We start from the raw sequence: 24,044 nt of genomic DNA, 5'->3' as shown, positions 1-24,044 counted from the left end.
TTGGCGATGACAAGGGGTTCAATTTAGCAGAGGCATGGGGTGGGGGGGCGAGGTTCTTGTCAGGCGTTGGCGTTAAGAGCTCTCTGGCAAGCGAAGGGCCCTTAGCGCGTCAAATGAATAAAAAATACTTCTTCAACGTGAAGGGCCAGTCAGGTTAACAACACCGTTCGTTATCTTCATTTCCGGTTCACCTTTCATGCCTGGCGCGTTGAAGCTAAACGTCCCCTCCAATAGCGAGTTGGCGAAATCAACACTGGATAGCGTGAAGGTTCCACTCTCCGCATAGTAGCTCCATCCAAATTCCGTGTAACTATGATAATAATAGGCAAACACTTTCTCGCCTTCCCCAATGTTGAAAGTTCCACAGGAGATATCTTTATCTAGGTAGATGTATACAGCTCGACCCCTTGATCTGTCGTGGCCAACGATTAAAAATCGGGTAGCGCTCGCGTTTTGAAGAGTCACTGACTCTGAGGTGAATGGGTGGGGGGGATCGATATATTGCAGCCGATCACACCTTTGGCGAACAGCGTTTTATTGGAGGTGAGCGAGTACATGGCAAGATCCTTTTCAGTGAGAATCAAGTGTCAGGAGATATCCTTGACGATGTACTTATAAGGCGCCCACCGGCGCTTGCCTACTGTCAAAGTTGACAGGTAGGGGGAGGAAAAACAGCCATGTTTAGCATGGGGGGGCAGGCAATAAGCTCCCACATTGAAGGATGTTCGGTATTACAGGTCAGGTACTCTCCCGCACCTGCAATTCAAACCCCATATCCACCACCGGCTTGGCGATCTTGTTACCCGCCATGATCGTCAGCAAATGCTCCGCCGAACGCCGGCCGATGGCTTCGCGAGGCGTGCTGATGCTGCTCAGGCGCGGCACCATGAAGGAGGATGCGGGCAAGTCGTTAAAGCCCAGCACCGCGACGCGCTGCGGCACGTTGATGCCGTGGCGCATGGCTTCGAGCAGGGCGCCCTGGGCCAGGTCGTCGTTGCCGAAGAAGATCGCATCCACATCGGGATGAGCCGCCAGCAGCTGTAAAAACAGTTCGCCACCCAGGCCGACCGACGAAGGGCGCGGGGTCAGCAGTTCCAGCGCCGGGTCGTACAGGCCGGCGTTTTGCAGGGCGCGGCGGAAACCTTCGCCACGCAGCAACGTGCGTTGATCCAGTTGCGCGCCGATGTAAGCCAAGCGTTTGTACCCACGGGAGAGCAGATGCGCCGCTGCCGTTTCCCCGGCGGCCAACTGCGAGAAGCCTACGCAGTTCACGCCGGCATTCGGGTCCAGGTCCATCATATATACGCAGGGCACGTTGCTGGCCTCGACCATCCGTCGCGCGCTTTCGGTGCGGTCGAACCCGGTCAGCAGCAGACCTCGAGGCTGGTAGGCCATGTAGTTGCGCAGCAGGTTTTCTTCTTCATCGCGCGAATAATGGAAATTGCCGATCAGCACTTCAAAGCCCTTGGGCCGCAGCACCTGATGAATGGCTTCCAATGTTTCGATAAACAGCAGGTTGGACAAAGACGGCACCAGCACCACTACCGAATGGCTCTGGGCCGACGCCAGCGCACGGGCAGCGGGGTTGACCACGTAGTTGAGTGCGGCGGCGGCTTGCTGGACTTTTTCCACCAGTTCGGCGGCGACGGTGCTGATACCGCGCAGGGCGCGGGAGGCGGTGATCGGGCTGACGCCGGCCAGACGGGCAACTTCATTCAATGTGGGGCGACCGGTGGTACGGGTATTTTTATCGTTCTTAGAGGTCATCAGGCGGCTTGCCAAACAAAAATCGAGGCACTAAGGTAGCGCTGTCTCCAAACGGCTGCAAATGCTTGAACGTTGGGTTGCCTGATCCCGTTCAAATGATTGGAGCGGATGCACGCGTCACTCCATAAAAAAAGACAAGACGGCGCGGGAAAAGCCTGTTTTTGCACTAGCCTTACGCTGTGCAAAGGTAGCGCTATCTGCGTCCTGAGGTGTTTATGAGTCAACCTGTTACTGCCCTGGTCATCATGGGTGTTGCCGGCTGTGGCAAAACCAGCGTCAGCGAGGCCCTGTGCCGTCTGAACGGCGCCACCGCCATTGAAGGCGACAGCTTTCACCCCGCCGCGAACATCGAAAAGATGAGCGCCGGCCACCCCCTCAACGACGACGACCGCGCCGGCTGGCTCGACATCCTCTGCGATGAACTGCGCCGTTCGCTCAAGGCCGGGGAGCATCCGGTGCTCACCTGTTCGGCCCTGAAAAAGAAGTACCGCGATCACCTGCGCGAAGCCGCGCCGGGCCTGGGCTTTGTGTTCCTGGAGCTGACCCGTGAAGTGGCCGCCGACCGCGTGTCCCATCGCCCGGGCCATTTCATGCCGGCCAGCCTGATCGACAGCCAGTTCGCCACTCTTGAATCACCCAAGGGCGAGCCGCTGACCCTGGCTCTCAACGCCAGCGAAGACAGCGTCGAGGAGCTGGCCGAGCAGACCAACACTTGGTGGCTCAAGCACGGCTTTGAACCTAATCACTAATTTTTTGCCGGAAAGATAGCGCTATCCCCGGCAGGAAGTTCAACACCCGCTTTAATAACAACAACAAACAGGAGAGACCCCCCATGTTTGGCATGTCCCACGAGTCATACCTGCTGCTAGACGCAGTAGTCACTATCATCGGGTTGATCGTTCTGATCACCAAGTTCAAGGTGCACCCGTTCATTGCACTGATCATCGCGGCCGGTTTCCTCGGCCTGACCTCGGGCATGCCCGTGGACAAGATCATCAAGGCGTTCCAGGACGGCTTCGGCGGTGTGCTCGGCTTTGTCGGCATCATCCTCGCGCTGGGTACCATGCTCGGCAAGATGATGGCCGAGTCCGGCGGCGCCGATCAGATCGCCCAGACGTTGATCCGCGCCTTCGGCAAGGACAAGGTCCAGTGGGCCATGATGTTCGCCGCGTTCCTGGTGGGCATCCCGCTGTTCTTCGAGATCGGCTTTGTGCTGCTGATCCCGCTGGTGTTTATCGTTGCGCGCCGCACCGGTGTGTCGCTGATCAAGATCGGTATTCCGCTGCTCGCCGGCCTCTCGGCAGTGCACGGCCTGGTGCCGCCGCACCCGGGCCCGCTGCTGGCCATCGGCGTGTTTGGCGCGGATATCGGCAAGACCATCCTGTATGGCCTGATCGTCGCACTGCCCACCGCCATTATCGCCGGCCCGATCTTCGGTACGTTCATCGCCAAGTACATTCCGGGCAATCCGTCCCAGGAACTGGTGGATCAACTGGCCCGCAAGACCGATAACAAATCGCTGCCAAGCTTCGGCATCACCCTGGTCACCGTGCTGCTGCCGGTGTTTTTGATGCTGCTCAAAACCTTCGCCGATATCGCGTTCGCCGAAGGCAACGTGGTGCGCAACTGGATGGACATGATCGGTCACCCGATCACCGCGCTGTTGCTGGCGTTGCTGCTGTCGCTGTACACCTTCGGCCATCGCCAGGGCATCCATTCCAAGCAGATCCTCAAACTGCTCGACGCCAGCCTTGCGCCGACCGCCGCGATCATCCTGATCATCGGTGCCGGTGGCGGCTTCAAGCAGATGCTAGTGACCAGCGGCGTGGGCGACGTGATCGGCCACATGGCGGTGAATGCGCAGATCAACCCGATCCTGCTGGCGTGGCTGGTGGCGGCGGTGATTCGTGTGGCCACAGGCTCCGCAACCGTGGCAACCATTACCGGCGCGGGCATCGTGGTGCCGGTGGTGGGCATGATCCCAGGGGTTAACCGCGAGCTGCTGGTGTTGGCGACGGGGGCGGGGTCGTTGATCCTGTCGCACGTTAACGACGCGGGGTTCTGGTTGGTGAAGCAGTACTTCAACATGACCGTGGCCGAGACATTCAAGACCTGGACGGCGATGGAAACCATTCTGTCCGTGGTGGCGCTGATCTTCATCATGCTGCTGTCGTTGGTGGTGTAAGCCACACCACCCAACAAAGCTGGAAACCCAATCAAGTGTGGGAGGGGGCTTGCCCCCGATAGCAGGGTGTCAGCCACTGCATGTGGTGACTGATCCACCGCCATCGGGGTGTAGAACCGTAGACATCGTTTACAACTGAAACCGGGGACATCGTTTACACATTTGAGGCCTGGACGCGGGTCATACCGCGTCCAAATCTCCCCAAGGGATAATCACATAGGTACAGATCCCAAACATCATCTTCAGCTTCTCTGAGTCCTATCCGTTCCCCAGACAATGCCTCGCTGATAAATACCAACTTGCCGTTCCACTTGATCGACCCGTCCTGTCTGACGCTTCGAACCTTCATTTCGGACGGATACTCCACATCCGGCAAGCATCCTGGGTAAATCCGGGTAGACGGCACATACACGTCCCCTGGACGCTTCATGCCGAGCGCTTCATGAGGGCGCACGTAATTGAACTCATGCCTGAAATGCTCCAGCAAAAGCTGCTGCTCGATTAAGTTTTCTCCTAAGGGCAGCTCCAGTTTCAAGCTACGGTGCATCCGCTCATGGCGACCATTTTGGGCCGGTCTTCCTGGCATGGTGCGCTCCGGATAGATGCCCAGACGTATCCACCAAACTGCCAGCGTGGACATTCTTGCCAGGCCAGGAGAGGCAAACGGAACACCGTTGTCCGACCGAATAACTTCGGGCATGCCGTACTCTTCAAACAGTCTCTCAAAGGCGTGTTTAACAGGTTCAGTCTTGATCTTTGAATGAGCCCTGCACGCCAAAATCATCCGGGACGCGTGGTCTGTGATGGTCAAAGGGAAGCACATCTGCGCGTTATGCATTTTGAATTGCCCTTTGTAGTCGGCGCACCATGTCTGGTTAGGTTCGTTGGCCTCGCGCATTGCTACAGGGGAAGTACCGTGTCTGCGCTTGAAGCGCCGCTTTTGGACGAGCCCAAGTCGATCAAGCCATTGGCCTGCTGTACTTGGGGAAGGCCAGGCGATGGAGGGATCTTCAAGTCGCAATAGCTCGAGAAGCTTCTTCGGACCCCATTTATCGTGCGCCTCCTTCATCGCCACCACACGGGCCAGGATTTCATCGTCGGTTTTATTGGGGCTGTTGTGAGGGCGTCGGGACAGTTCGGCTAAAGACTTTAAATCGCCATTGTGCCGGCCGATCCATTTGTCGACGGTAGGCCGACTTACGTTAAAGCGGCGCGCCAGCTGGCTTTTGGTGTAATTACCAGAAAGCCAGTCAGCGACCAGTCTGATTCGTTGATTCATCGGAGACTCTTGGTTCCAGGGCATGATCAGTTACCTCCTGATCATGCGTATTAACCTGTAAACCATGTCCCCGGTTAGAAATGTAAACGATGTCCCCGGTTTGTACCGGGGCAAGCCCCCTCCCACTTTTTGACCGAGTCAGACGCCGGGTTTTGCTACCAGCCCATCCGCCCGGAACATCCCGCGAATTCCCCGCACCGCCTGGCGAATCCGGTCCTGGTTCTCGATCAGCGCGAAGCGCACGTGATCGTCACCATACTCACCAAAGCCAATCCCCGGCGATACACACACCTTCGCCTCCAGCAGCAGTTTCTTGGCAAACTCCAGCGAGCCCATGGCGGCATACTGCTCGGGAATCTTGGCCCAGACATACATCGACGCCTTCGGATTTTCCACCATCCAGCCCAGCTCATGCAGACCCTTTACCAGCACGTTACGGCGCTGACGATACTGCTCGGCAATGTCTTTCACACACTGCTGATCGCCTTCCAGCGCCGCAATCGCCGCCACTTGCAGCGGAGTGAAGGTGCCGTAGTCGTGGTAGCTCTTGATCCGCGCCAGGGCGTTGACCAGTTCCGGGTTGCCCACCATGAAGCCGATACGCCAGCCGGCCATGTTGTAGCTCTTGGACAGGGTGAAAAACTCCACCGCAATGTCCTTGGCGCCGGGCACTTGCATGATCGACGGGGCTTTCCAGCCGTCGTAGACGATGTCGGCGTAGGCCAAATCATGCACCACCAGCACGTCGTACTGCTTGGCCAGGGCGATCACGCGCTCGAAGAAATCCAGCTCCACGCACTGCGCGGTGGGGTTGGACGGGAAGCCGAGGATCATCATTTTCGGCTTGGGGATCGAGCCGCGAATCGCCCGCTCAAGCTCGGCGAAGAAATCCACGCCGGGCACCAGCGGCACCGAGCGCACCTGGGCGCCGGCAATCACCGCACCGTAAATGTGAATCGGGTAGCTGGGGTTGGGCACCAGCACGGTATCGCCCTGGTCCAGGGTGGCCAGCATCAAGTGCGCCAGGCCTTCTTTGGAACCGATGGTGACGATGGCTTCCGACTCGGGGTCGATGTCCACCTCATAACGATCTTTGTACCAACGCGAAATCGCCCGGCGCAGGCGCGGAATGCCTTTGGACGTGGAGTAGCCGTGGGTGTCTTCACGCTGGGCGACGGTGACCATTTTCTCCACGATGTGCGGGGGCGTGGCGCCGTCGGGGTTACCCATGCTCAAGTCGATGATGTCTTCGCCGCGCCGACGCGCAGCCATCTTCAGCTCGGCAGTGATATTGAACACGTAGGGGGGGAGTCGATCTATGCGCGCAAAGCGGCGCGGCGAACCTTGGTCTGCCATTGTTGCCTCGAGGTACGTAAGCGCCCGGAACCGTCCGAGCGACGTCGGCCACTGCGGTGGCCTGCGGGCAGACAATACGGTCGATGATGGCCAGTTGTCCAGATGCGTAGGAAAAATTTCCACATGGAGCGCGACGCGGATATGCCCCTATACTCGATGCGGGTTTGTTCCCTCATAAGAAGGAGACTGTTCGTATGGATCAGCAGACAAAACAACCGTTGGAACCACGCATGGAAGCCGGCAAGGCCATGGTGATCGCCGGCGTCCAGGGGCGCTATTCGAAGGCTACCGTGGGCGATATCCCCAATCTGTGGGAGTTGTTCGACACGTGCATCAAGGACATCAAAAAGCGCGTCGGCGGCGTGACGTATGGTGTTTGCCATAACCCCAAGCACGGCGAATTCGACTACATGGCCGGTGTTGAAGTCCCGACCAAGGGCGATGTGCCGAGCAATTTCCAGTTCATCGAAATTGCGCCGCTCAATTACGCCGTGTTCACGCATTACGGGCCTGTGCGGGCGCTGGAACAGACGTACGAGCGCATCATGTTCGAATGGCTGCCGCATTCGGGCTACAAGGTGATGGGCGCGGATTTCGAGCGCTACAGTGCGGACTTTGACGGGAAAAAGGGCACCGGGACGGTGGAAATCTGGCTGCCGGTTGGACAGAAAGCCTGAGAGCCAGAACCGGGGGCGACTCAGCCCCCGAAGCTATTTTGATAACCTTGAGCGGATTGACGTATGGCGCTCGCCACCTCAGGTGCCAACCGGCAGTAGTCATCTTCGCGCTTGAGCACTATTTCAAGGGTCTGCAACAGCGCCTGGATACGCTCCTCGGGATGTTCGACTTCGCAGGTTCTGGCAAATTCGAGGATGCCCAGGCGCGAGGCGAATAACGATTTATTTCCGCTCAGGTCCAATGCCAGTGAGTCTTCCGGGATGTAAGCGGTGGTGTTTACGATGTCGTAGGCCGGTGCCAACCGCGTATCTGATTTCACCGGATTGCTATAGAGCACGCCGAAATTCTTCAGATGGGCATCGCCATTACCCACGATGCAACTCAGCGCTACGCTATCGAACAATTGGTCCAGCGAACTGCGTTGATGCGCCGGGGCGCAGAACACGCGTACAGCCTTGGCTATGGCGGCGTAACTCTTGGTGTACTTTTGCTCGGCGGACAGGCCCATCAGCGCGGTCATGTCTTCGAAGCCCAGTGGGTTGAGCTGTGCGTCCCGATCGAAGCGCCGCATGATGAACAGCTTATGGTTGCGGGACAGATAAAACGGCGGTACGGGCAGGCCCGCGTCTCGGGCAATGGACATGCACAGGTATTCATTGATGGCCAACCCCGGAAACTCGTCGCGCCCGCTTTTAATGATCAGATCGTCGGTTTTCGAGGTGAATTTCTGTTCGGGCGTTTGTGGTTTTTCCGGCACCAATACTTTGGGTTGCACACCGGATATACCTGCTCGCAGGATGTAGCGATCCACCAGCTCGACGAACAGATCTTCCGCGCCGTCCCACGCAAGAATTTCGTCGAGATTTTCTCCGGTTGTGTGGGGGCTGTTGCGATGGATCAGCTCGTTCACCTGTTCAGAAGATACGAAAACCCGACCGATTGGCGCGCTGCTTCCCGAGAGCGCCAACAGCAACATCGGGTCGACCTTCATCGTTTTGGCAAGGCGATTGCGCAGTTGCTCCAGCACGTAGCCTTCGGGCAAATTCATCTGAAAGATAGGGTGCAGGTCCCGGCGACGGTATTCTTCCGCGCGGACGGGCATCGACAGGCTGATTGCGCTGTCGGCTTTTGCGTTATCGCTATACCGGAACAAATAGTCTTGAGCACCGACCAGCACGCTGCCGCTGTCCCCTTGAGGCGTATGGACGCGTAGCGTGGGGCTATTCATTGAACAAGTCCTCCAGTTCCTCCAGGGTCGGCAAGGTCACAGGCACCAATTTGAATTCGCTGCCCAAGGAGGCAACCACCCGAGCATAGGCATTCATCGAGACCGAGAGGCTGCCTTTTTCGATTTCGATCAGTTTTTGCCGGGTAATTCCGGCCAACTTCGCCAGATCCACCTGCTTATATCCGCGATTCAAGCGCATGGTGCGCAGCTGGACGCCGAGTCGTTGAGTAATTACAGAAGTGTCCATGTCGCATATGCGTTACTTTGCTGTCGTTAAGTTATATATACGTTACATTTTGGCATTGTCAATTCCACACTGACTAAACACCCATCTCAACCTGCGCTCATACCCAATCCTTCCCCTGTAAGCCTCACCGCTATCCACCCAACCGGCTGCCAGATACAACCCCATCGCCGCTTCATTGTCCGCATCCACCGACAATTCCAGTGCCCTGATCTGCGGCCACGCCTGTAGCGCCACCTCCGGCAGTGCCTGCAAACACGCCTTGCCAAACCCACGACCCTGCTGATGCCGATCGACCTGCAACGCATGCAGCGTCGCGCTGTGTTCGTCGGCCCAATGGGGCAGGCAAGGTGGGCGTTTGAGGAGCAGGAAGGCTACCGGCCGCTCGTCGGCGAGCAGGGCGAAGCCTTTGATAGCGTCGGGGTTGGGGTTGACCAGTAGGCTGTTCAGCGCGCAATAGATATCACCCGAATATGCCAGTTGTTCTGGATTGACTTCCAGGCCGTCGAGCTGCTGTTTTTGTACAGCATTCAGCGCCTGATAGGGGACGAGGCGGGTTTCCATGTGCGGCATATCCGAAATCCTACAAAGAGGGCGGATTCTAGCGTTTTTGCCGGAGGCGACATTATTTTTGTGCGGACTGTCGATTTGCCTGCAGTGCGTTCGACTAAGGGTGTCTTTCGTGATTTTCCAACCCAAGGAGTCATCGCCATGAGCACTGCAATCAACAGTCTGATCGAGCAATGGAAGCACGCCGTCGTCAGCCGTGATATCGATAAGATTGTCAGCTTTTACGCCGACGATATCGTCTCGTTCGACGCCGTCACCGCCCTGCAATTCAAGGGCAAGGCGGCCTATCGCGCGCACTGGGAGGCGTGCATGGAGCATTGCCCCGGCCCGGGTATTTTCGAGTTTCATGAGTTGCACATCGTGGAGGCGCAAGACAGCGCGTTTGCCCATTGGCTCGCCCACTGCGGCGGCGCCGGGCCGGATGGCGAGGTGAAGGCATGCTGGATGCGCGTCACTGCCGGCTATCAGCGTATCGATGGTCAGTGGAAAGTGGTGCATGAACACTGGTCGGCGCCTTTCGATATGCAAAGCGGCACTGCGCTGTTCGACCTCAAGCCTTGAGCGTTGCGGACTATAGTCAGTCATCCGAACACGGAGAACGCCATGAAATACCTGTGCCTGATCTACAGCAACGAACAGGTGTTGCACACCTCGCCCGACAGCCCGGCTGACACCGAGTGTTTCGCTTACGCCGAGGCGATACAAAAAAGCGGCCGCATGCTCGCCGCCGAGCCGCTGGAGTCGGTCAGCACCGCCACCACCGTGCGCATGCGCAATGGCAAGCTTTCGATCACCGACGGACCCTTCGCCGAAACCAAGGAACAGCTCGCCGGGTTCTACCTGATCGAGGCCAAGGATTTGAATGAAGCCATCCAGGTGGCGGGTGGCATTCCGGCAGCGCGGGTCGGCAGTGTGGAAGTGCGTCCCGTGCGTGAGTTGAACCTGGCGCGATGACGCATAACCTGCAGGTCGAGCGTATTTACCGCAGCGAATCACGCCGCGTACTCGCGACGCTGATTCGCCTGCTCGGTGATTTCGACCTGGCCGAGGAGGCCTTGCACGAGGCATTTTTCGTCGCCGTGCAACGCTGGCCCCACGACGGCATACCGGATAATCCACGGGCCTGGCTGGTGTCGACCGGACGCTTCAAGGCCATTGACCGCTTGCGTCGCCAGGCGCGGTTTACCCCGTTGTTGCAGGAGCAGGCGGATGCGCTGGAGGCGGCTGACTGGAGTGCTGAAGACGTGGAAGACGACCGCTTGCGCCTGATCTTCACCTGTTGCCACCCGGCCCTGGCGGCCGACGCCCAGGCGGCGCTGACCTTGCGCGAAATCTGCGACCTGAGCACCGAAGAAATCGCCCGCGCGTTTCTCGCCACGCCGGTCACCATCGCGCAACGCATCGTGCGGGCAAAGCACAAGATCCGTGACGCGAAAATTCCCTATCAAGTGCCGTCCCTGGCCGAGTTGCCAGAGCGCCTCGACAGCGTGCTGCGCGTGATTTACCTGGTGTTCAACGAGGGCTATTCGGCCTCCACCGGCGCCGACCTCACGCGCGAAGACTTGACCCGCGAAGCCATTCGCCTCGGCCGTTTGCTGATGGAGCTGTTGCCGGAGCCCGAAGTCATGGGCTTGTTGGCGCTGATGCTGCTGCATGAATCGCGTCGGCCGGCGCGCACTTCGGCGAGCGGTGAACTGGTGTTGCTGAATGAACAGGACCGCTCGCTGTGGGACGCGTCCTTGATTGTTGAAGGCTGCGCACTGGTGGAACAGGCGCTGACGACACCGCGCTTCGGGCCGTATTGCCTGCAGGCGGCGATTGCCGCCGTACATGCTGAGGCGCCGAATGCAAAGGCAACCGACTGGCCGCAGATAGTCGGGCTCTACGATGTCTTGCTTCGGGCCGTGCCGTCGCCGGTGATCGAGCTGAACCGGGCGGTGGCAGTGGCGATGGGGCAGGGGCCGTTAGCGGGCCTGGCGCTGGTAGACGGCATTCTGCAGCGCGGTGAGTTACAGGATTACCACTTGGCGCATTCGGCGCGGGGTGAATTCTGCCGACAGTTGGGGCGGGTTGATGAAGCGCGCGCCGCCTATGCGCGGGCGCTGACGTTGACCCGGCAAACCCCTGAGCAGCGCTTCCTCGAGCAACGCCTGGCCGAACTCCAGGCCCATCAACAGTGACTCACTCGAGCATCTTGCCCAGCAACCAACTGCCCGCCGGCCCCGGTGGGTTCTGTCGCGACCACACCGCATCCACCGCCACCGAGCGGGGCCAGCTGCGCACCTTGAGTTCAACCAATTGCCCACCGCCAAAACGCTCCACCAGCCAGCGCGGGATCGGAGCCCAGCCGAAGCCCAGTTGCGCCATCTCCATCAACATCAGGTAACTGGGGGCCGACCATACGCGCTGGGTGCCGCGATTTTCATTGGGATTGATGATGCTCGCCAGGCGCAACTCCCGGTGCAGCTGCAGCGTCTGCGGGTGAACCTTGGCCAGGCTTGCCAACGGGTGTTTACGCGAGACGAACAGCGCGATTTCGGTACGTTCTTCAACGGGGGCAAACGTCAGGTCCGGCGGGTAAACCTCCTGCTGTTCGATAAACGCGATGTGTGTGCGGCCACTTTGCACCAAGGCGATCAAGTCTTCGCATTCAGCGATCAGGCATTCCAACTCAAGGTCCGGGTAGCGTTGTTCAAAGGCGCTGAGTGCCACCTCGAAGTGGTCGGACTGGTAAGTATCGGACATGGCGATACTCAGCTTCGGCTCCAAGCCCTGGGCCAATTGGCTCGCCGCCAGCTCCAGCCGGCTGCTGGCCTCCAGCACCTGCTCCGCGCGCTGCAACAACACCTGGCCGGCCGGGGTCAGCGTCGGTTTGCGGCTGCTGCGATCGAACAGCATCACGTCCAGGTCAATCTCCAGGCTGGCCACCGCCGCGCTGATGGTGGACTGGCTCTTGCCCAGCTTGCGTGCCGCCGCAGAAAACGAGCCTTGGGTCGCCGCCTGGACAAACGCCTGGAGCACTTCATGGGACGCCATGAGTATCGCCTTGATCGATGGTTATTAGTTATGAAGTATCGGCTCAAGGGGTAATCATGGCAACCATCGTCCTTCACGGAGCCGGGTCATGAACCCTACCAAATCGATGACTGAACGCGTTCTGCAAGCCCTGGGTTTTGAGGGTTTGGCTTTGTTGATCTGTACGCCCTTGCTGGTCTGGGTGACCGGCCGGCCGGCCCTGGAAATGGGCGCGGTGACCCTGGGCATCAGCTTGCTGGCGCTGAGCTGGAACGTCATTTTCAACAGCGTCTTCGACCGCCTTAAAGTGCGCCTGCAACTGCCCGGCGGCGGCTGGACGCGGGTGCTGCACGCGCTGCTGTTCGAAGGTGGCCTGATCCTGCTGGCGGTGCCCTTGATTGCCGCCTTGATGAAGATCAGCCTGTTGGACGCCTTCATCCTCGACATCGGGGTGCTGCTGTTTTTCCTGCCGTACACCTACGTCTATCACTGGGGCTATGACGTGATACGCGACAGAATTGCCAGCAAGACCCCGATTTCCCTGTGAGCGCCAGGCGCCTACAGGAACATGCCGCCGGAAGCCTCAATGCGCTGGCCGGTGATCCAATGACTGCCATCGGCCAGCAGCAGCGCGATGGCGCCGCCAATGTCGTCGGGTAAACCGGCGCGGCCCAGGGCGGTGTTGTTGGCGACCATGGCATTGATGTCAGCGTTGTCGCGCACCGCACCACCGCCGAAGTCGGTTTCAATCGCGCCGGGGGCTAGGATATTGACGCTGATGCCACGCGCGCCCAGTTCCTTGGCCTGGTAGCGGGTCAGCACTTCCATCGCGCCTTTCATGGCCGCGTAGGCGGCGTAGCCCGGCAGGCTGAAACGCGCCAGGCCGCTGGACACATTGAGAATGCGCCCACCGTCGCGAATCAACGGCAACAGCTTCTGTGTGAGAAAAAACGGTCCCTTGAAATGAATCGCCACCAGTTGGTCGAACTGGGCTTCGGTGGTTTCGGCAAAGCTTGCATGCAGGCCGATACCGGCATTGTTGATCAGAAAATCAAAGCGGTCCTGTGCGAAAACATCCTTGAGCGCGCCGGTAACTTCATTGATGAAACCTGCGAAGGTCGCGCTCTGGCTCACGTCCAGTTGCACCATGGCAGCGCGGCCGCCCAGTTGTTCGATCTGCGCCACTAACGCCTGGGCCTCATCGGCCTTGCTGTGGTAGGTACCGATGATATCGACGCCTTGGGCTGCCAGATGCAGTGCAGCGCTTTTGCCCAAGCCGCGGCTGGCGCCGGTGATCAGTGCGATTTTACGTGTGGTCATGCTGCAGTCCTCTGAGGTGATGGTGGGACTGAGTGTATTTGTACGCCGGCAACGTGATAAACATGGCTATATCGGAATCACTGGTCGGGCAAGGCGAACAATCCCATGAATAAACTGGAGCTGCTGCGCACGTTCGTGCGTGTCACCGAACTGTCGAGTTTCACCCAGGCTGGCGAGAGCCTTGGCCTGCCGCGCTCCACCGTGTCCGAGCAGGTGCGGACTCTAGAAGAACTGCTCGGTGCGCGCCTGTTGCAACGCACCACGCGCAGGGTGCAGGCCACCCAGGACGGCCGGGTTTTGTATGAGCGCAGCAAGGATTTGCTGGCGCATATGGAGGAACTGGAAGGGCTGTTCCGACAGGACGAAACCCAATTGGCCGGCAGCATCCGGGTGGACATGCCCAACGCGATGGCGCGCACCTTGATCGTGCCCAACTTGCCCCCGTTCATGGAGCGGCATCCGCTGATCGACATGCAGATCAGTAGCTCGGACCGCCAGGTGGACCTGATCGCCGAAGGCTTCGACTGTGTCGTGCGCGTGGGCGCCCAGCCCGATCAAAGCGTGGTGGCGCGGCGGGTGTGCAGCCTGCCCATGGTCAACTGTGTGAGCGCGGCGTATGTGCAGCGCTACGGCAGGCCCGAAACCCTGGCTGACCTTGAGCACCATCAACTGGTGCATTACGTACGCCCGCTGGGCGCACGCTCGGCGGGGTTCGAATACGTGGAGGGCGGTAAGGTGCAGCGGCTGCCGATGGCCGGGCGCGTGACCGTCAACAGCACCGATGCGTATCAAGCGGCGTGCCTGGGGGGCTTTGGCATCATTCAAGTGCCACGGCTGGGCATCTGCGAATTGTTGGGCAGCGGCGAGCTGGTAGCGGTGCTGCCGGATTACCCGGCGCCGCCGCTGGACGTGTCGTTGCTCTACGCCGGCCAGCGGCATTTGCCCTTGCGCGTGCGGGTGTTCATGGAGTGGCTGGCGGCCACGCTGCACGCGCATCTCTAGAGGCGAACGTGGCTCAGAACAGTTGCGTGAACAGCCAGTAAAGGCTGCCCGACAACACAATCGCCGCCGGCAACGTCAGCACCCAGGCCATCAGCAAATTGCGGATGGTGCGCATCTGCAAGCCGCCACCGTTGGCCACCATGGTTCCCGCCACACCCGATGACAATACGTGGGTGGTCGACACCGGCAGACCGAACATGTCGGCCGCGCCGATGGTCAGCATCGCCACGGTTTCGGCCGAGGCGCCTTGGGCGTAGGTCAGATGGGTCTTGCCGATCTTTTCGCCCACCGTCACCACGATGCGCTTCCAGCCGACCATGGTGCCAAGCCCCAGGGCAATGGCCACTGCGATCTTGACCCACAGCGGGATAAAGCGCGTGGCGCTGTCGATCTGTTGCTTGAACAGCTGCAGCTTGTCTTGGGTATCGGCGTCGAAACCGCCGACCTTGCCCTTGTCCATCAAGCGAATGGTTTCGCTGGTCAGGTACATGTCGTTACGCACGTTGCCCACCGCTTCAGCCGGTACCGCGGCCAGGGAGCCATAGCCTTTGACCTCGGCACCGATATGGCCGGTGATGGCGGCGAGGGCGGGCACCAGTTCCGGTGTGGCTTCCTTGGTACGTACATAGGTCGACAAGGTTGCGCGGGAGTCGGCGGGTGCCGGCTGCGGCACCGCCTTCACCAATGCAGCCTGGGTTACCTCGGCGACTGCCGCGAATTGCAGCGACTGGTCGGCGGGCATGGTGCGGTTCAGCGCGTAGGCCATCGGCAGGGTGCCCACCAGGATCAGCATGATCAGGCCCATGCCTTTTTGCCCATCGTTGGAGCCGTGGGCGAACGACACACCGGTGCAGGTCACGATCAGCATGCCGCGAATCCACCAGGGCGGTGGGGTATCGCCTTGGGGCGCTTTATACAGCGAGCGGTTTTTCACGAAGGCGCGCAGGGCCAGCAACAGCAAGGCGGCAAATGCGAAGCCGATCAGCGGCGACAACAGCAAGGCGTAGCCGATTTTGGTGGCCTGGCTCCAGTCGACACCGCTGGTGCCGTCGCGGCCATGCATCAAGGCATTCGCCACGCCCACGCCAATGATCGAACCGATCAGGGTGTGGGACGACGACGCCGGTAAGCCCAGCCACCAGGTGCCGAGGTTCCACAGGATCGCGGCGATCAGCAGGGCGAAGATCATGGCGAAGCCGGCCGATGAACCTACCTGCAGGATCAGCTCGACCGGCAGCAGCGCGATGATGCCGAACGCCACCGCACCGCTGGAAAGCAGCACGCCGAGAAAGTTGAAAAAGCCCGACCACACCACCGCAAAATGCGGCGGCAGCGAGTTGGTGTAGATCACCGTCGCCACCGCGTTGGCGGTGTCGTGGAAGCCGTTGACGAATTCGAAGCCCAGGGCGATCAACAGCGCCACGCCGAGCAGCAGGAACGGCGTCCAGGTGGTAACCACCGTGCCCAGTTCGTGCATGTCATGCATCAGGCTATAGGCGGTGAACAACAGGCCCATGGCGAGTACGGCGAAGAACATGATCACCGTCACCAGGCCGGGCTTGGTGTCCAGGCGGGGTGTTGAGGCGGTGGGTGAGGCGTGGGGCGAGGCAGTCAGGGAAGGGGTGGCCATGCCGGAGCATCCAGTGTGATGAGGATGTCGCCCATGATCATTGTAGAATGTTACAGAGATGCTGCGGCAGGTCAGTGTTTAAGGGATATGCGGGTGCCGCTGGTCTATTAGGCACAGCCAAAACCGCGCACGGGGACGCAGAGCGTCACGGGCTGAATTCCCACGCGGGAGCGTGGGAACGATCGTCATTCAGTAATCCTTGCGCTTTCTGAATGCCCAGCGCCCGGCAATCAAGGTAAAGGTCGCCACCAGCGCTACCAGGATCCAGAAGCCCTCCGGGTCGGTGGACAGCGGTACCCCACCCACATTCATGCCAAAAAAACCGGCGATGATATTGATCGGCAGCGCCAGCACCGTCACCACCGTGAGGGTGAACAGGGTGCGGTTGCTCTGTTCGTTGAGGTTGGCGGCGATCTCCTCCTGCAACAGCTTGATGCGCTCGCCCAGGGCCGTCAGGTCGTTGATGATCAGCGCGAACTCTTCGGTGGATTTGCGCAACTCCTTCACGTCTTCCTTTTGCAGCCATTGCGGCGGCCGGTTGAGCAGGCGCAACAGCGAGCCCGGCTCCAGCGCCAGCAGGCGTTGCAAACGCACCAGCACGCGGCGTGCGGCACCGAGTTCGGCGCGGTTGGTGGACAGGCGCGAGGACAGCAACTGGTCTTCGATCTGGTCGACGCTGAGGCTGGTCTTGCGCACGATTTGCGTCAGTACTTCGCCCTGGTCGCGCAGCAAATGCACCAGCAACTCCAGCGGCGAGCGGAAGCGTTCACCGGCTTTCACCGACGAGCGCAATTTATCCACCGAGTGCAGCGGTTGCAGGCGCGCACTGATCAGCAGGCGACTGCGCGCGCACACCCACAACGTGGAAATATCCGACGACACCATGCTGCTGAAGTTGAACACCACGTCGTTGACCACCGCCAACAGGGCGGAATCGACGTGCTCGATGCGCGTGGAGCGCGAGCCTTCGTGCAATGCTTCGAAGAACTCTTCGGGCAATTCCAGGTGGGCTTGCATCCAGCGCTCACAGGCGGCGTGGGCCAGGTTCAGGTGCAGCCAGAGAAAGGCTTGCGGATCGCCGGGTTGTTGCAGATACGCAAGCGCGGTGGCCGAGTCAATCTGCTCGCCCTTTTCGCCGGGCAGAAAGCGGAAACCGTAAAGCAGGCCAAACAGATCGGGATCCTGATGGGCGTGATCGATGCTGTGGTTCATGGAGGCTCGCAGACAAAGCGCCTGTAGGACGTTTCACAGGTTCGCATGCGCGAATCATTGCAAGGCGCGATGACGGTTATGTGACGGTCTGGCGAGCGCCCATAAAAAAACGCGCCACCCGGAGGTGGCGCGTTTTTTGGGGATCGAACTCAGGTGTCTTGCTTGTCTTCCAGTACGGCGCCTGTTTTGGCGTCGAGCTTCACGTCCCACTTCTTGCCGGTGGTGTCGGTCAGGTCCACTTCGTAGACCAGCTTGCCGGCTTCGTGATCCAGTTCGGTGTCGTTGATGGTGGCGCCGGCATGCTTGGCGACGGCGGCAGCGTTGAGTTTTTCAAACGCCATCACGTCACCGGATTTGAGCAGGCCTGGAATCTGGTCCGGACGAACATCAGCCTGTGCCAAACCGGCAGTCAGAGTCAGGGCAGTGGCGGCGAACAGAGTGGTCAAGGTTTTCATGGTGTGTGTCCTTCTGGTTGAACTGTTTAAGTGGCGCCAGATTAACCGGCGCAACTTAACTCATGCTTAATGGCTGACTGCCACAAACGCCTCAGTACTTATGGTCGTTCAGCAGGTCCTGCACGCTGGACGACGGCCAGCGCTTGTAGAACTTCAGCAGTTCGGCAGCGCGGTTGGTAAAGATGCCATCGACGCCGGCCTTCATCACCTTGTCGAAATCAACCGGTTCATCCACGGTGTACACATGCACCAGCAGGCCCTTGTCGTGGGTCAGCTTGTTCATGTCAGGCTTGACCAGGTCGGTGTAGCTTTGGTCGCCGTGGTCGGTCAGCTCCGCCGAAGGGCCAGTGCCGATGGCGCCCAGGCTCTTGGCCTGGTCGACCCATTTTTCGAACTCGGCCGCATCCTTTGGTTCCTGCTTGGCGTAATAGGCGGCTTTGGTCGGCTCGCCGGACTCGGCGAAGGGCACTTTGGATTTCGGTTCGATGCTGCCTTCACCGACCCACAGCAGCAGGATCTTCGGTGTGTTGGGCATTTCTTTCTGCAGTTCTTTCAGGCTGGCCACCTCGAAGGTTTGCAGCACCACGCGGCCCTTGCCTTGGCCGACACCGGTGTTGCTCTTGCCCAGCTTGGAGCCGGCGGAACTCAACCAGCCCTTGTCCAGCAGCTTGTTTTTCAGGTCGGCCTCGATGCCCGGAAATTGCTTGGGCTCCTTGGTCTCGATGTACAAGCCGGGTTTGTGTTGCGGATTGCCTTCGGCGATTTTGATGATGTCATCCAGGCTCTGAATTTTCAGGCCGACGAAACCAGGGCGCGCGCGGTCCGGGTAGGCGGCGTTGAACCAGCTGCCGGCGTCGAGGGTTTGCAGCTCTTTCCAGGTGAATTCGTTGGCCGGCGCGTCTTTGCGCTCGGGGAACTTGGTCGCCACGTCGGTGGTGCGTTGCAGGTTGTTGTCGTGCAGGGCGAACAATACGCCGTCCTTGCTGCGCTGCAGGTCCAGCTCCAGATAGTCGGCGCCCAGGTCGCGCGCGACCTTGTAAGCGGCGGCGGTGGACTCGGGGCGTCATAGGAGGCGCCACGGTGGGCGATCACGGCAGGGTAGGGAATGCCTTCGTTTGTCGCCAGTTCAGCCGGACTGATCGGGTCGGCAGCCTGTACAGGGCCAATGCCAAGCATCAGCGCCAGCAGCAAGGCACTCCCTAGCGTGGCGTGCACCGGGCCGTTGGTTAACGTGACAGGCATAAGCGAAGTCCTTTCATGGAGGTAACTTTGAGAAGGTGTCCTTTTTAACAATTGATTGCGAAAGGCGCTATCACCAAACCGACATTAACGTGTGCACGGGCCATTTTTGTCGGTTTTTTTGTGATGCATTGCAGTACCCTTAACCGAAGCTGTCCCGTTAGAGGACGGTATTTTCTGCCACGCGTGTAAACCATCTTTCCAGTCCCAGTAGGACTTTTCAGTGAGGTTTACCATGCGCATCACTTCCGAACTTATCTGCCAGGCCGCCGACCAACTCCACGGTTTTGTCGGCCTGAACCGCAAGACGGGCCAGTACATCGTACGTTTCAGCGAAGATGCCTTCGGCATGGACGTGGCCGATGACGGCATCATCCCCACAGCCGAGTTCGTCTGGGAACCGGCTGCCGACCACAGCATGATCCTGTCCCGCGCGCGCATTCAGTTGCTGCTCGCACAAAACATTGACGATCGCATCAACATCAGCGAACCGCTGCGGGTGTATATGCGCCGGGTTGAAATCCCGCAGATCAGTGCGTTGCGTAGTTTGGTCAGTTAAGCGCAGGCCATTTGCAGCGTAGGTATCTACACAACTTGGCACGAACCTGAACCTGTGACGACTCGCGAGCCGAAGCCTCTCTAACTGACGCCCCGCGCCCAAAATGTGGGAGGGGGCTTGCCCCCGATGGCGGCCTGACAGCCGACCAGGATGTTGGATCAGAGCGAGTACATATCCGTTGCTGCGGTAACGGCGGCTGGCGTGGTTTAACTGGGCGCCTAAGAGCAAGATCAAGAGCGGCTCGCTTCGCATCGTGGTTAGCGTAGGCCGCTGCTACAAAGTTGTGTAGATACCTATGCATTTTGCAGACGCGCGATCATTCAGTGTGGAAGCTATAGGCCCGCTCCACCTTGCACACGCGGGTATGAAACGCTGTGTACCAGAGGGAGCGTCCTTGCTCGCGCACCTGCTGATGTTCGGCCTGCTGTTTCCAGGCCAGGATCGCCGCTTCGCTGCTCCAATAAGACACGGTGATCCCCAGGCCTTCTTCCCGCACCGATTCCACGCCCAGAAATCCCGGCTGTTCATGCGCCAGTTCCAGCATGCGCGCGGCGGCCTGACCGTAGCCCTGGTCGCCATCGGTGCGCAGTGAGCTGAAGATTACCGCGTAGTAGGGCGGCGCCGGTGTCTTGGCGATCATGCCGAGGCCTCCCGGCACGCCGTGAGCAGGGCAATCGCCAGCGGCGGTGTGATGCCTTTGAGGGCGGCGCGTTCGGGTTGGAACAGGGTGGCGACGAAAAAGGGGTGGTTCAGCAGCTCCACCGCTCGAAGGTCGTTTGCAGCGTCGTGACCGCTGGCAATCATCTCTCCTTCAAGCAGTGCATGAGCGAACTCGGGGTTGATGCCGTAGCGGCACCGATAACCTTCGTGGATATCCAGGCTGCCATAGGCTTGCGCGATACGGGTGTAGGGCTCCAGGCGCACGGTGTCGTCGGCCTCCACCAGCGCACAACTCAACGGCGTGATGACGGCACGTTTAGCGCCCGGTACCAACTCGCCGTGTTCGGCATCCGCCCAGCCCAGCACGTTGCGGGCATATTCCAGCACCGCGTGTTGAAAACCACCGCAAGTGCCGAGGAAAGGTCGCCGCTGTTCGCGGGCGAACCGGATGGCTCGCAGTGCGCCTTCGGTGTCGCGGTACGGGCTGGCGGGCACGCACCAGAAACCGTCGAACCCATGCAGCGAGGCCGTGGCGGTGATGGTGTCGGTGTCGAGCCATTGCACCTTGACGCTCAGCTTCAAGACTTGGGCTGCTTGTTGCAGCGCCACGGGAATGGCCTGGTGCGTAATCACGTCAGGGTTGTAATCGCCGATCAGAGCGAGGTGCAGCGGGGCGTCTTTCATCGTGTGATCCCATGGCTTGTGGTGTCCTGAGGGGCACTATAGATTGGCGCTCACGCAATCAATATTGGCATTTGCCCACATGCTCAATGCAGCCGTGCACTATCAAGTCGACTATAACGACCTGTCGCTGGTCCTCGCCCTGGTTCGCGGCGGCACCCTGGCGCGGGCCGCCGGGCTGCTGCGGGTGGATGTGTCCACCGTGTTCCGGGCGGTGCGGCGCCTGGAAGCTGCTCTTGGCCAGACGTTGTTTGAAAAAAACCGTGCCGGTTATCTGCCCACCGGATTGGCCACCCACTTGGCGCAACAGGCCGAGCGCGCAGAACTTGCCCTGGAGGCCGCGCGCATCGGTGTGGAGCAGGGCGGGGAAGTGATCAGCGGCACGGTGCGCCTGACCTGCACCGACGCTGTGCTGCAAGGTCTGCTGCTGCCGGCCCTGGCCAGGTTCATGGCGAATTATCCGGCGCTGATCCTGGAACTGAGCACCTCCAATGATTTCGCCAACCTCAGCCGCCGCGATGCCGATATCGCGCTGCGTCTGACCAGCAAGCCGCCGGAGCATCTTGTCGGACGTTGCCTGGGGACGGTGACGTATCAGGTGTGCGCCAGCGCCGACTATGCGCGTCGGCATGCAGGCCAGGAGCTGGCTGACCTGGCCTGGATCGCGCCGGACGACTTTTTACCTGACCATCCCACGGTGGCCTGGCGCCGTGAGTATCTGCCGGGCGTGCGTCCCGGTTATCGTTGCAACAGCATGCAGTCGGTGACCGAGTTGGTGCGCGCCGGGCTGGGGGTGGCGGCGCTGCCGGATTTTCTGATAGACGATGGCCTGCAACCACTGGGCTGCGCATTGGCAGGGCATGACACGGCGCTGTGGCTGCTGACGCGTCCTGATTGCCGGGCGTTGCGTTCAGTGGTGACCCTGTTTGATGAACTGGGGCGACATGTAAGCGGGTTGCGCAGTTAAGTTTTTCGCACAAACTGCGCATGCATTTCGCACGTCAGGGTTTCGATCCGTTCGGTCAGCTGTTTAGTCATTTCCGTCAGCCGCGTGTTTTGTTCCAGTAGCTCCAGCAACTGTTTGGTGGTTTGTGCGGCCTGGGCCTGGCGGGCGGTGTTGGCGGTGGCCAGGGCTTCGCGGTGTTGTGCGTCGGCGTCAGACTGGGCTTTGTCGCGCGCAGCCTGGCGCGTCTGGGCCAGCAGGATCAACGGCGCGGCGTAAGCGGATTGCAGGCTGAAGGCCAGGTTGAGCAGGATGAATGGGTATACATCGAAGTGGGTGATGCCGGTCGCGTTCAGCACCACCCACAGCACCACAATGGCGGTTTGCGCGCCGAGGAAGGTCGGTGTGCCAAAGAACCGCGCAAAGGCTTCGGCCTTGAGGGCAAAGGTATCGTTGCCAAAGGTCGGTGCCAGGTGGGCGTGATGTCGGTGGAAGCGCAAGGGGTCGACAGGGGTTGGGTCAGGTTTATCGGTCATGGCGGGCTCGAGTCGGTGGCGTGAGGCATCACGCACTATAGACCCAGCCCTCGGCCCGCACATGAAGAAGCCGTCAGCGGTTGCCCCGCGCGTTGGCAAACGCGCTCATCGCCTGTACCGCCTCGCTGGTGCCTTCACGGATCTGCAGGATCACCGTACCGGCCTGGTTGGCCAGTTCCACGCCCTGGGCCGCACGGTCGCGGGTGGCGTCCATGCTGTCGATGGCCTGGCGGGTTTCGTCCTGGATCATGGCGATCATGCCGGAAATTTCCGCCGTGGAGCCGCTGGTACGCGCCGCCAATTGGCGTACTTCATCGGCCACCACCGCAAAGCCGCGGCCTTGCTCGCCCGCGCGGGCCGCTTCGATGGCGGCGTTGAGGGCCAGCAGGTTGGTCTGGTCGGCGATGCCGCGAATGGTGTTGACGATGGTGGTGATCTGTTGCGACCGCTCGCCCAGCTTGGCGATCAGTTGCGAAGAGGCGTCGATATCAACGGCGATGTCGCGCATGCCGGTGGCGGTTTTCTGAATCACCTCGGCGCCTTTTTCGGCCATGTCCTGGGTGTTCAGCGACAGGTGATAAGCCTGCGCAGCGCTTTGCGCGTCGGCCGCATGCTGTTGCACACGGGCCGTGACGTCCGAGGCGAACTTCACCACTTTGCACAGGCGCCCGCTGGCGTCGTACACCGGGTTGTAGTTGGCCTCGAGCCACAGCGTATTGCCGTGCTTGTCCACCCGTTCGAACTGGCCGCTGAACAGTTCACCCTGGTTCAGGCGCTTCCAGAACTCGCTATAGGCTGGACTGCTGGCCAGCGCCGGGGTGCAGAACAGGCGGTGATGCTTGCCCTGGATCTGCGCCAGGCTGTAACCCATGCGCTGCAGGAAGTTGGCATTGGCGGTGATGATGGTGCCATCGAGGTTGAATTCGATCATCGCCATGGCGCGGTCGATGGCTTGCAGCTTGGCATTGGCTTCACTTTCGGCTTGCAGGCGGGGGGTGACGTCCATGGCGTACTTCACCACTTTGATCACGCGACCGGCTTCATCGCGTACCGGGTTGTAGCTGGCTTCCAGCCACACCGATGCGCCGTTGGCGCCTACCCGTTCAAAGGTGCCGGACTGGAATTGGCCGTTGCGCAGGTGTGTCCACAGCTGGTTGTAGTCGGCGCTGCGCGCAAACGCCGGTGTGCAGAACATCCGGTGGGGCTGGCCCAGGATCTGGTCGGCGCGGTAGCCCAAGGTCTTGAAGAAATTGTCATTGGCGCGCAGCACGGTGCCCTGCACATCGAATTCGATAACCGCCATCGAGCGCTCGATCGCATCCAGCAGGCTGGCCTGTTGTGCAGTGGTGTGTTGCAAGGCGGTGATGGTTTTTTTGTAAGCGTTGAATAGCATGATCGGAAGCTCGAGCAGGCATGCGTATGAGGTATCCATGTAAATGCGCCTGACCCCGTAGGGCACCTGGGCCTCACGGTTGACTTGCTCAT

At 60.1% G+C, this 24,044-nt stretch carries 26 protein-coding genes and 1 pseudogene; 10 read left to right on the top strand and 17 right to left on the bottom strand.

The genetic code is table 11. From position 1 onward, the window contains the following. Positions 1-132: 132 nt before the first annotated feature. Positions 133-498: a DUF6252 family protein gene (locus C4J93_RS27790; RefSeq protein WP_372238185.1), complete on the bottom strand. Its 366-nt coding sequence runs from the start codon at positions 496-498 to the stop codon at positions 133-135. Positions 499-738: 240 nt separating this feature from the next. Beyond that, positions 739-1,770: a LacI family DNA-binding transcriptional regulator gene (locus tag C4J93_RS20430; RefSeq protein WP_164485296.1), complete on the bottom strand. Its 1,032-nt coding sequence runs from the start codon at positions 1,768-1,770 to the stop codon at positions 739-741. 212 nt (positions 1,771-1,982) lie between these two features. On the opposite strand from C4J93_RS20430, the gene C4J93_RS20425 reads away from it, so the two are divergent. Both C4J93_RS20425 and C4J93_RS20420 read left to right on the top strand, forming a co-directional pair. After that, entirely contained in the window at positions 1,983-2,516 is a 534-nt protein-coding gene (locus tag C4J93_RS20425; RefSeq protein ID WP_124371640.1) for a gluconokinase, read from the top strand. Positions 2,517-2,599: 83 nt separating this feature from the next. Then, on the top strand, positions 2,600-3,952 hold the full coding sequence (locus C4J93_RS20420) for a GntP family permease (protein ID WP_124430333.1): 1,353 nt from the start codon (positions 2,600-2,602) through the stop codon (positions 3,950-3,952). A gap of 154 nt (positions 3,953-4,106) precedes the next feature. On the opposite strand, the gene C4J93_RS20415 is transcribed toward C4J93_RS20420, so the two are convergent. After that, a complete protein-coding gene (locus C4J93_RS20415; RefSeq protein WP_124429758.1) occupies positions 4,107-5,255 on the bottom strand; it encodes a DDE-type integrase/transposase/recombinase in 1,149 nt (382 codons plus the stop codon). A gap of 114 nt (positions 5,256-5,369) precedes the next feature. Further along, positions 5,370-6,587, bottom strand: coding sequence for an alanine transaminase (alaC, locus tag C4J93_RS20410; RefSeq protein ID WP_124364091.1), 1,218 nt, complete (start codon positions 6,585-6,587; stop codon positions 5,370-5,372). Positions 6,588-6,781: 194 nt separating this feature from the next. On the opposite strand from alaC, the gene C4J93_RS20405 reads away from it, so the two are divergent. After that, positions 6,782-7,264 (top strand): GyrI-like domain-containing protein, encoded by a 483-nt coding sequence (locus C4J93_RS20405; RefSeq protein WP_124364090.1) that lies wholly within the window; start codon positions 6,782-6,784, stop codon positions 7,262-7,264. Between the two features lie 20 nt (positions 7,265-7,284). On the opposite strand, the gene C4J93_RS20400 is transcribed toward C4J93_RS20405, so the two are convergent. The 3 genes from C4J93_RS20400 to C4J93_RS20390 are packed head-to-tail and all read right to left on the bottom strand — an operon-like array spanning position 7,285 to position 9,301. Continuing rightward, positions 7,285-8,493: a type II toxin-antitoxin system HipA family toxin gene (locus C4J93_RS20400; RefSeq protein ID WP_124430332.1), complete on the bottom strand. Its 1,209-nt coding sequence runs from the start codon at positions 8,491-8,493 to the stop codon at positions 7,285-7,287. Continuing rightward, positions 8,486-8,740 (bottom strand): helix-turn-helix domain-containing protein, encoded by a 255-nt coding sequence (locus tag C4J93_RS20395; protein ID WP_124430331.1) that lies wholly within the window; start codon positions 8,738-8,740, stop codon positions 8,486-8,488. Before C4J93_RS20395 ends, C4J93_RS20400 begins: the two co-directional genes overlap by 8 nt. A 42-nt stretch (positions 8,741-8,782) precedes the next feature. Next, positions 8,783-9,301 (bottom strand): N-acetyltransferase, encoded by a 519-nt coding sequence (locus C4J93_RS20390; RefSeq protein WP_124430330.1) that lies wholly within the window; start codon positions 9,299-9,301, stop codon positions 8,783-8,785. 147 nt (positions 9,302-9,448) lie between these two features. On the opposite strand from C4J93_RS20390, the gene C4J93_RS20385 reads away from it, so the two are divergent. The 3 genes from C4J93_RS20385 to C4J93_RS20375 are packed head-to-tail and all read left to right on the top strand — an operon-like array spanning position 9,449 to position 11,487. Continuing rightward, the gene (locus tag C4J93_RS20385; protein WP_124430329.1) at positions 9,449-9,868 is read left to right on the top strand and encodes a nuclear transport factor 2 family protein; all 420 of its coding nucleotides are present in this window, start codon (positions 9,449-9,451) and stop codon (positions 9,866-9,868) included. Positions 9,869-9,910: 42 nt separating this feature from the next. Next, positions 9,911-10,261 carry a YciI family protein gene (locus C4J93_RS20380; protein ID WP_124430328.1) on the top strand — a complete coding sequence of 117 codons (351 nt, stop codon included), beginning with the start codon at positions 9,911-9,913 and terminating at the stop codon, positions 10,259-10,261. After that, on the top strand, positions 10,258-11,487 hold the full coding sequence (locus C4J93_RS20375) for an RNA polymerase sigma factor (protein WP_124430327.1): 1,230 nt from the start codon (positions 10,258-10,260) through the stop codon (positions 11,485-11,487). The genes C4J93_RS20380 and C4J93_RS20375 overlap by 4 nt, the downstream gene beginning before the upstream one ends. A 1-nt stretch (position 11,488) precedes the next feature. Here C4J93_RS20375 and C4J93_RS20370 read toward each other — a convergent pair whose 3' ends face one another. Continuing rightward, positions 11,489-12,343: a LysR family transcriptional regulator gene (locus C4J93_RS20370; protein ID WP_124430326.1), complete on the bottom strand. Its 855-nt coding sequence runs from the start codon at positions 12,341-12,343 to the stop codon at positions 11,489-11,491. 88 nt (positions 12,344-12,431) lie between these two features. Between C4J93_RS20370 and C4J93_RS20365 the strand changes: the two genes are divergently transcribed. Continuing rightward, entirely contained in the window at positions 12,432-12,869 is a 438-nt protein-coding gene (locus tag C4J93_RS20365) for a multidrug/biocide efflux PACE transporter (protein WP_124410613.1), read from the top strand. Between the two features lie 11 nt (positions 12,870-12,880). Here the strand turns inward: C4J93_RS20365 and C4J93_RS20360 are convergent, their stop codons facing one another. Next, the gene (locus tag C4J93_RS20360) at positions 12,881-13,642 is read right to left on the bottom strand and encodes an SDR family NAD(P)-dependent oxidoreductase (RefSeq protein ID WP_124430325.1); all 762 of its coding nucleotides are present in this window, start codon (positions 13,640-13,642) and stop codon (positions 12,881-12,883) included. A 105-nt stretch (positions 13,643-13,747) separates the two neighbouring features. On the opposite strand from C4J93_RS20360, the gene C4J93_RS20355 reads away from it, so the two are divergent. Beyond that, positions 13,748-14,644 carry a LysR family transcriptional regulator gene (locus C4J93_RS20355; protein WP_124430324.1) on the top strand — a complete coding sequence of 299 codons (897 nt, stop codon included), beginning with the start codon at positions 13,748-13,750 and terminating at the stop codon, positions 14,642-14,644. Positions 14,645-14,657: 13 nt separating this feature from the next. On the opposite strand, the gene C4J93_RS20350 is transcribed toward C4J93_RS20355, so the two are convergent. The 4 genes and pseudogenes from C4J93_RS20350 to C4J93_RS20335 form a co-directional block, all read right to left on the bottom strand. Next, positions 14,658-16,274 (bottom strand): inorganic phosphate transporter, encoded by a 1,617-nt coding sequence (locus C4J93_RS20350; RefSeq protein WP_124368081.1) that lies wholly within the window; start codon positions 16,272-16,274, stop codon positions 14,658-14,660. 189 nt (positions 16,275-16,463) lie between these two features. After that, a complete protein-coding gene (locus tag C4J93_RS20345; RefSeq protein WP_124364081.1) occupies positions 16,464-17,486 on the bottom strand; it encodes a transporter in 1,023 nt (340 codons plus the stop codon). 149 nt (positions 17,487-17,635) lie between these two features. Next, complete coding sequence (locus C4J93_RS20340) at positions 17,636-17,941, bottom strand: PepSY domain-containing protein (protein ID WP_124371629.1); 306 nt, start codon at positions 17,939-17,941, stop codon at positions 17,636-17,638. Between the two features lie 91 nt (positions 17,942-18,032). Beyond that, positions 18,033-19,183 (bottom strand): annotated as a pseudogene (locus C4J93_RS20335) (glycerophosphodiester phosphodiesterase family protein). A gap of 232 nt (positions 19,184-19,415) precedes the next feature. On the opposite strand from C4J93_RS20335, the gene C4J93_RS20330 reads away from it, so the two are divergent. Further along, positions 19,416-19,739: a DUF2025 family protein gene (locus C4J93_RS20330; protein ID WP_124371627.1), complete on the top strand. Its 324-nt coding sequence runs from the start codon at positions 19,416-19,418 to the stop codon at positions 19,737-19,739. 316 nt (positions 19,740-20,055) lie between these two features. Here C4J93_RS20330 and C4J93_RS20320 read toward each other — a convergent pair whose 3' ends face one another. Both C4J93_RS20320 and C4J93_RS20315 read right to left on the bottom strand, forming a co-directional pair. Beyond that, complete coding sequence (locus tag C4J93_RS20320) at positions 20,056-20,379, bottom strand: antibiotic biosynthesis monooxygenase (RefSeq protein ID WP_124430322.1); 324 nt, start codon at positions 20,377-20,379, stop codon at positions 20,056-20,058. Continuing rightward, positions 20,376-21,083 carry a CTP synthase gene (locus C4J93_RS20315; RefSeq protein ID WP_124430321.1) on the bottom strand — a complete coding sequence of 236 codons (708 nt, stop codon included), beginning with the start codon at positions 21,081-21,083 and terminating at the stop codon, positions 20,376-20,378. Before C4J93_RS20315 ends, C4J93_RS20320 begins: the two co-directional genes overlap by 4 nt. 79 nt (positions 21,084-21,162) lie before the next feature. Between C4J93_RS20315 and C4J93_RS20310 the strand changes: the two genes are divergently transcribed. Beyond that, entirely contained in the window at positions 21,163-22,047 is an 885-nt protein-coding gene (locus tag C4J93_RS20310) for a LysR family transcriptional regulator (protein WP_124430320.1), read from the top strand. Here C4J93_RS20310 and C4J93_RS20305 read toward each other — a convergent pair. Together C4J93_RS20305 and C4J93_RS20300 are read right to left on the bottom strand one after the other, a co-directional pair. Further along, positions 22,044-22,559, bottom strand: a complete 516-nt coding sequence (locus C4J93_RS20305; RefSeq protein ID WP_124430319.1) for a DUF1003 domain-containing protein — start codon at positions 22,557-22,559, stop codon at positions 22,044-22,046. The two genes, C4J93_RS20310 and C4J93_RS20305, sit on opposite strands and share 4 nt — an antisense overlap. A 73-nt stretch (positions 22,560-22,632) precedes the next feature. Next, positions 22,633-23,952, bottom strand: coding sequence for a PAS domain-containing methyl-accepting chemotaxis protein (locus C4J93_RS20300; RefSeq protein WP_124430912.1), 1,320 nt, complete (start codon positions 23,950-23,952; stop codon positions 22,633-22,635). Positions 23,953-24,044 lie beyond the last annotated feature (92 nt).

The organism is Pseudomonas sp. R2-37-08W, assembly GCF_003851705.1.
GTDB lineage: Bacteria > Pseudomonadota > Gammaproteobacteria > Pseudomonadales > Pseudomonadaceae > Aquipseudomonas.
The sequence above is the reverse complement of the archived record's forward strand: the minus strand, read 5'-3'. Positions and strand labels throughout refer to the sequence as shown.

Excerpts from the sequence above, each read along its gene's own strand:
- C4J93_RS20425 (WP_124371640.1), top strand. The coding sequence starts at position 1,983 with ATGAGTCAACCTGTTACTGCCCTGGTCATCATGGGTGTTGCCGGCTGT.
- C4J93_RS20420 (WP_124430333.1), top strand. The coding sequence starts at position 2,600 with ATGTTTGGCATGTCCCACGAGTCATACCTGCTGCTAGACGCAGTAGTC.
- C4J93_RS20415 (WP_124429758.1), bottom strand. The coding sequence starts at position 5,255 with ATGCCCTGGAACCAAGAGTCTCCGATGAATCAACGAATCAGACTGGTC.
- alaC (WP_124364091.1), bottom strand. The coding sequence starts at position 6,587 with ATGGCAGACCAAGGTTCGCCGCGCCGCTTTGCGCGCATAGATCGACTC.
- C4J93_RS20405 (WP_124364090.1), top strand. The coding sequence starts at position 6,782 with ATGGATCAGCAGACAAAACAACCGTTGGAACCACGCATGGAAGCCGGC.
- C4J93_RS20400 (WP_124430332.1), bottom strand. The coding sequence starts at position 8,493 with ATGAATAGCCCCACGCTACGCGTCCATACGCCTCAAGGGGACAGCGGC.
- C4J93_RS20395 (WP_124430331.1), bottom strand. The coding sequence starts at position 8,740 with ATGGACACTTCTGTAATTACTCAACGACTCGGCGTCCAGCTGCGCACC.
- C4J93_RS20390 (WP_124430330.1), bottom strand. The coding sequence starts at position 9,301 with ATGGAAACCCGCCTCGTCCCCTATCAGGCGCTGAATGCTGTACAAAAA.
- C4J93_RS20385 (WP_124430329.1), top strand. The coding sequence starts at position 9,449 with ATGAGCACTGCAATCAACAGTCTGATCGAGCAATGGAAGCACGCCGTC.
- C4J93_RS20380 (WP_124430328.1), top strand. The coding sequence starts at position 9,911 with ATGAAATACCTGTGCCTGATCTACAGCAACGAACAGGTGTTGCACACC.
- C4J93_RS20375 (WP_124430327.1), top strand. The coding sequence starts at position 10,258 with ATGACGCATAACCTGCAGGTCGAGCGTATTTACCGCAGCGAATCACGC.
- C4J93_RS20370 (WP_124430326.1), bottom strand. The coding sequence starts at position 12,343 with ATGGCGTCCCATGAAGTGCTCCAGGCGTTTGTCCAGGCGGCGACCCAA.
- C4J93_RS20365 (WP_124410613.1), top strand. The coding sequence starts at position 12,432 with ATGAACCCTACCAAATCGATGACTGAACGCGTTCTGCAAGCCCTGGGT.
- C4J93_RS20360 (WP_124430325.1), bottom strand. The coding sequence starts at position 13,642 with ATGACCACACGTAAAATCGCACTGATCACCGGCGCCAGCCGCGGCTTG.
- C4J93_RS20355 (WP_124430324.1), top strand. The coding sequence starts at position 13,748 with ATGAATAAACTGGAGCTGCTGCGCACGTTCGTGCGTGTCACCGAACTG.
- C4J93_RS20350 (WP_124368081.1), bottom strand. The coding sequence starts at position 16,274 with ATGGCCACCCCTTCCCTGACTGCCTCGCCCCACGCCTCACCCACCGCC.
- C4J93_RS20345 (WP_124364081.1), bottom strand. The coding sequence starts at position 17,486 with ATGAACCACAGCATCGATCACGCCCATCAGGATCCCGATCTGTTTGGC.
- C4J93_RS20340 (WP_124371629.1), bottom strand. The coding sequence starts at position 17,941 with ATGAAAACCTTGACCACTCTGTTCGCCGCCACTGCCCTGACTCTGACT.
- C4J93_RS20330 (WP_124371627.1), top strand. The coding sequence starts at position 19,416 with ATGCGCATCACTTCCGAACTTATCTGCCAGGCCGCCGACCAACTCCAC.
- C4J93_RS20320 (WP_124430322.1), bottom strand. The coding sequence starts at position 20,379 with ATGATCGCCAAGACACCGGCGCCGCCCTACTACGCGGTAATCTTCAGC.
- C4J93_RS20315 (WP_124430321.1), bottom strand. The coding sequence starts at position 21,083 with ATGAAAGACGCCCCGCTGCACCTCGCTCTGATCGGCGATTACAACCCT.
- C4J93_RS20310 (WP_124430320.1), top strand. The coding sequence starts at position 21,163 with ATGCTCAATGCAGCCGTGCACTATCAAGTCGACTATAACGACCTGTCG.
- C4J93_RS20305 (WP_124430319.1), bottom strand. The coding sequence starts at position 22,559 with ATGACCGATAAACCTGACCCAACCCCTGTCGACCCCTTGCGCTTCCAC.
- C4J93_RS20300 (WP_124430912.1), bottom strand. The coding sequence starts at position 23,952 with ATGCTATTCAACGCTTACAAAAAAACCATCACCGCCTTGCAACACACC.